The sequence below is a fragment of the Motilibacter deserti genome (genome assembly GCF_011250635.1).
Classification (GTDB): domain Bacteria; phylum Actinomycetota; class Actinomycetes; order Motilibacterales; family Motilibacteraceae; genus Motilibacter_A; species Motilibacter_A deserti.
The window spans coordinates 1-4,761 of record NZ_JAANNP010000123.1; the positions used below are offsets into that span (position 1 = coordinate 1).

Annotated in this window: 5 protein-coding genes; all 5 read left to right on the top strand. The window is 72.9% G+C overall.

What is annotated here, in order from left to right; genetic code table 11:
- Positions 1-292 precede the first annotated feature (292 nt).
- The gene (locus tag G9H71_RS21030) at positions 293-1,369 is read left to right on the top strand and encodes an LLM class flavin-dependent oxidoreductase (RefSeq protein WP_166284732.1); all 1,077 of its coding nucleotides are present in this window, start codon (positions 293-295) and stop codon (positions 1,367-1,369) included.
- Positions 1,366-2,100 carry an ABC transporter ATP-binding protein gene (locus G9H71_RS21035; RefSeq protein WP_166284733.1) on the top strand — a complete coding sequence of 245 codons (735 nt, stop codon included), beginning with the start codon at positions 1,366-1,368 and terminating at the stop codon, positions 2,098-2,100. Before G9H71_RS21030 ends, G9H71_RS21035 begins: the two co-directional genes overlap by 4 nt.
- A gap of 4 nt (positions 2,101-2,104) precedes the next feature.
- Entirely contained in the window at positions 2,105-2,947 is an 843-nt protein-coding gene (locus G9H71_RS21040) for an ABC transporter permease (protein ID WP_331273171.1), read from the top strand.
- An 86-nt stretch (positions 2,948-3,033) separates the two neighbouring features.
- Positions 3,034-3,930, top strand: a complete 897-nt coding sequence (locus G9H71_RS21045; RefSeq protein WP_166284735.1) for an aliphatic sulfonate ABC transporter substrate-binding protein — start codon at positions 3,034-3,036, stop codon at positions 3,928-3,930.
- A 37-nt stretch (positions 3,931-3,967) separates the two neighbouring features.
- Positions 3,968-4,761: NrtA/SsuA/CpmA family ABC transporter substrate-binding protein (locus G9H71_RS21050; protein ID WP_166284736.1), on the top strand; the 794-nt coding region annotated here is incomplete at its 3' end.

Below are 4,761 nucleotides of genomic sequence, written 5' to 3' on the forward strand. Positions count from 1 at the left end.
CGCCGGCCTGACGCAACCCGCCCGGAACGGCGGAGGAGCTTCCCTCCTTCAATTCCTACTGCTACGGTAGGCGACGTGGGACTTCACCGGGTCACCCGTACGCACGTGGATCTGCTGCGTACCTCCAGCGCCATCTGTCGCTGACCTCTCGCGCCCGCGCCGCCGATGAGCGGCGCCCGGCTCCGGTCGTACCCCTGCCCGCCACACCCCGCGGGCCCCTTCTCGCTCCAGGCTCCCGACGGCGTAGCCGGGGTTCCTGCATCAGACTTCCGTCTTCCTTCGGAGTTGCGTCATGGCCACTGACTTCCTCTGGTACGTCGTCCCGCAGGACGGCCCCTATCCATGGGAGCCCGAGGGCGCCCGCTCCATCGACCTCGACTACCTCAAGCTGCTCGGCGGAGTGGTCGAGCGCTCGGGCTTCTCCGGCGCACTGTTCGCTACCGCGGCACACGACGTCTGGGTGCTGGGCACCGCGCTCGCCACCAGAGCCAAGAAGCTGCGCCCGCTGCTCGCCGTGCACCCCGGGCTGATCTCCCCGACGCTGCTGGCGAAGATGGCGTTGACCTTCGACACGCTGTTCGACGGCCGCCTCATCTTCAACGTCATCAACGGCGACACCCCGACGCTGCGGACCTACGGCCTGCACGTCGAGCACGACGAGCGCTACGAGCTCGCGGGGGAGTACTGGGACATCGTCAAACGGCTGACCGCCGGTGAGACGGTGACGTTCAAGGGCAAGCACTTCGACATCGAGAACGCCTCGGTCAACGGGCTGAAGCCGGTGCAGTTCCCGCACGTCCCGCTGTGGTTCGGCGGCTCGTCGGAGGCCGGCATGCAGCTCGCGGCCAAGCACATCGACGTCTACCTCTCGTGGGGTGAGCCGCCGGAGCAGCTGCGCGAGAAGATCACCCGTCTGCGCGCGCTGGCCGAGCAGCAGGGCCGCCAGATCCGCTTCGGGCTCCGCGTCCACACGATCGTCCGCGACACCGACGCCGAGGCGTGGGCCTGGGCCGACAACCTGCTGCGGGTCACCCGGCGCGAGACCGTCGACCGCATCGTCGCCGCCTCGAAGGCCAACGACTCCGTCGGCATCCAGCGCCAGTACGCCTCCCACGGCGGCCTGCTGCCCGACTCCGCGAAGGACCTCGAGGTCTACCCGAACGTCTGGCCCGGCATGAGCCTGCTGCGCCACGGCCCCGGGACCGCACTGGTCGGCAGCCACGCCAGCGTCATCGAGCGCCTGCAGGAGTTCGAATCCCTCGGCATCGACACCTTCATCCTCTCGGGCAACCCGCTGCTCGAGGAGGCGCTGCACGTCTCCGAGACGATCCTGCCGGCCCTCGGCGTGAAGAGCGGCACGACGACATGAGCACCCGCGTCCCGGCACCGCGCACCAGCGAGGGCGTCGTCGTGGAGCACGTGACGAAGTCGTTCGGCGAGAGCCGGGTCCTCACCGACCTCTCGCTGCGGCTCGCGCCCGGCAGCTTCACGGCGGTGCTCGGGCGCAGCGGGTGCGGCAAGTCCACGCTGCTGCGGCTGCTGGCCGGGCTCGACGGCGACTACGTCGGCACCGTGAGGGCGGGGGGTGACGTGGCCGTCGCGTTCCAGGAGCCGCGGCTGTGGCCGTGGGCGCGCGTGGAGTCGAACGTCGCGGTGGGGCTGCAGGGCAAGGACGTGAAGGACCGCGCCCGCGCCGCGCTCGCGGAGGTGGGGCTCGCGGACAAGGCCCGCTCGTGGCCGCTCACGCTGTCGGGCGGGCAGGCGCAGCGGGCGTCGCTCGCCCGCGCCCTCGTCCGCGAGCCGTCGGTCCTGCTGCTCGACGAGCCGTTCGGCGCCCTCGACGCGCTGACCCGGCTCTCGATGCACCACCTGGTGCTCGACCTGTGGCGGCGGCACGCCCCGACGGTGCTGCTCGTGACCCACGACGTGGACGAGGCCCTGGCCCTCGCCGACCGGGTGCTGGTGCTCGACCGGGGACAGGTGTCGTTCGACGCCGAGGTCCCGGAGGAGCGGGCGGTGCGCGCGGAGTCCCTCGGGATCGCCGCTCTGCGCCGCCGGCTGCTCGAGGCGCTGCATGTGCGCCCCGCGAAGGAGAGGTGACGAGGTGACCGCGACCGTCGAGACCCCCGTGCGCAGTGGGGCCGCCCCGGTCGAGGAGCGCGCGGTGGCCCCGGCCCGGCGCCGGCGCAGCCGCACCGGCCCGCTGCGCTACCTCAGCCTGCTCGGCCTGCTCGCGGTGTGGCAGGTCGCGACCTGGGCGGGCTGGACGTCGCCGGACACGCTGCCCGGCCCGGCGAAGGTCGCCTCCGCGGCCTGGGACCTGTGGAGCAGTGGGGCGCTCGTCGACGCGTTGGGCGTCAGCCTGCAGCGGGTCCTCATCGGGACCGCCATCGGGCTGGTGGCCGGCCTCGGCCTCGGCCTGCTCTCCGGCTTCTCCCGCAAGGCCGAGCTCGTCGTCGACGCGCCCGTTCAGGCGTTCCGTGCGGTGCCCTTCACGGCGCTCGTCCCGCTGTTCATCCTGTGGTTCGGTGTCGACGAGACGCCGAAGGTCGCGATCGTCGCCGTCGGTGTCGCCTTCCCGGTCTACATCAACACGTTCGCCGGGATCCGCGACGTGGACTCCAAGCTCGTCGACGTCGCCCGGGTCTATCGCCTGAGCCGCTTGCAGATCGCCCGCCGGGTGCTTCTGCCGGGCGCGCTGCCGAGCCTGCTCGTGGGGCTGCGCTTCGCGCTGACCCTCGCTTGGATCGCGGTCATCGTCGCGGAGCAGCTAAACGCCAGTGCAGGCATCGGGTTTCTGCTGACACAGGCACGGCAGTTCCTGCAGGCCGACGTCATGGTCGTCTGTATCGCGCTCTACGCCACCCTCGGCCTCCTCACCGACCTCCTGGTCCGGGCCGTCGAGCGTCGGGTCCTGGTCTGGCGACAGGCCTACTCCGGCAACTGAGTTCCCCCTCTTCTTTCCGACACGTACGCGGCGGCTCCGTCCGCCGCGGCGCGGCCCTGCCGCGCCCTGACCCCAGGAGGCTTCCCGTGACGCGAACCCTGCGCATCGGAGTGCACAGCAGCAACCCGACGATCGACGTCTTCAGCCGCCGCCCGGAGCTGCAGCAGCAGCTCGCAGAGGCCGGTGTCGACTTCCGCTTCCTGCCCCACCCCGGCGGCGTGGAGACCGTCGCCCTGCTGCGCGCCGGCGCGATCGACATCGCCGGCACCGGCTCGACGCCCCCGCTGACGGCGCAGGCGGCCGGCGCGGACGTGGTCTACCTCGCCACCTCCGGCCCGCGCCCCGAGCGCGGGGGCGTCGCGGTCCGCACGGACAGCGGCATCACCGACGTGGCCCAGCTACGCGGACGCACGGTCGCCCTCGCGCACGGCTCCTGGCAGACGTCGTCGCTCGCCTTCACCCTCGAGCGGGCCGGCCTCGGCTGGGACGACGTGACCCCGCTCGACCTCAGCACTCCCGCAGCGGAGCAGGCGTTCGTCGCCGGCGACCTGGACGCCTGGGTCCTGCCCGAGCCGACCCTGTCGGCGGTCGAGCAGAAGACCGGCGTACGCGTCCTCGTCCCGACGACCGACGTGCTCACCCACCGCTCGGTCTTCTTCGGCCTGCGATCCGCGGCGGAGGAGCAGCCGGAGCAGGTCGCGGCGGTCCTCGCCGCACTGGACGCGACCGACCGCTGGATCGAGGCGAACCCCGACGAGGCCGCGGCCGTGCTCGCCGCCCGTCCGGGTGTCCCCGGCGGCACGTCGGTCTGGCGTGCCGGGGTGGACCGCCGTCCCTGGGGCCTGCTCGAGCCGTCCCCCGAGTTCCTCGACGAGCAGCAGCGCGCCGCCGACGTGCTCACGCGCTCCGGCGTGCTCCCCCGCTCCATCGACGTCCGGGCGGCGCTGCCCGCCCGCTCGCTCGTGCCCGCCGTCTCCGCCTGACGCCCGTCCCACCTCGACGAAAGCGAAGCCGCCTCCCATGCGAACCCCTACCACCCGACGCGGACTCCTCGCCGCGGCCGCCGCCGCGCTGAGCCTGGCCGGGCTCACCGCCTGCGGGTCCGACGAGCCCGACGCGGCCCCGGCGTCCGCCGCCGAGCCCGCGGCGACCGTCCGCATCGCCGTGCTCAACGGCGCCGACAACGCGCTCGCCCTCAGCCGTGCCGACGGCAGCCTCGAGCAGGCGGTCACGGCGGCCGGCGGCAAGGCCGAGTGGGTGGGCCCGTTCCCCGCCTTCGCCCCCGCCGCCGAGGCCATCAAGGCCGGTGCCGCGGACATCACCGTCGGCGGCCTGCTCTCCTGGGTCGGCGGCCTCGCCGCCAACCCGGACCTCGTGGTCTTCGGCCGCCAGCCCGACGACGGCGCCGGCTCCGGCATCGTCGCCACCGCCGACTCCGGGGTGAAGACTGTCGCCGACCTCAAGGGCAAGAAGGTCGCCGTCAACCAGGCGGGCACGGGGGAGTACCTCCTGCTCAAGGCGTTGGAGAAGGAGGGGCTGTCTCCCGACGACGTGGAGCGCGTCTACCTCCCGGTCACCGACGGGGCGACGGCGTTCCAGTCGGGCAAGGTCGACGCCTGGGCCACGTGGGGCAACTTCTTCGCCTCCGCGGCGAGCGCCGAGGGAGCGCACGTCGTGGCCACCGCCGGCGACGTGGGCTCGCGCAACGACACCGTCTACGTCGTCGACCGCAGCTTCCTGGACGAGCACCCGGACGTCGTGAAGGCGGTCTACGACGCCTTCGACGCGGAGGTGGAGAAGGTCACCGCCGACCC

Excerpts from the sequence above, each read along its gene's own strand:
- G9H71_RS21035 (WP_166284733.1), top strand. The coding sequence starts at position 1,366 with ATGAGCACCCGCGTCCCGGCACCGCGCACCAGCGAGGGCGTCGTCGTG.
- G9H71_RS21030 (WP_166284732.1), top strand. The coding sequence starts at position 293 with ATGGCCACTGACTTCCTCTGGTACGTCGTCCCGCAGGACGGCCCCTAT.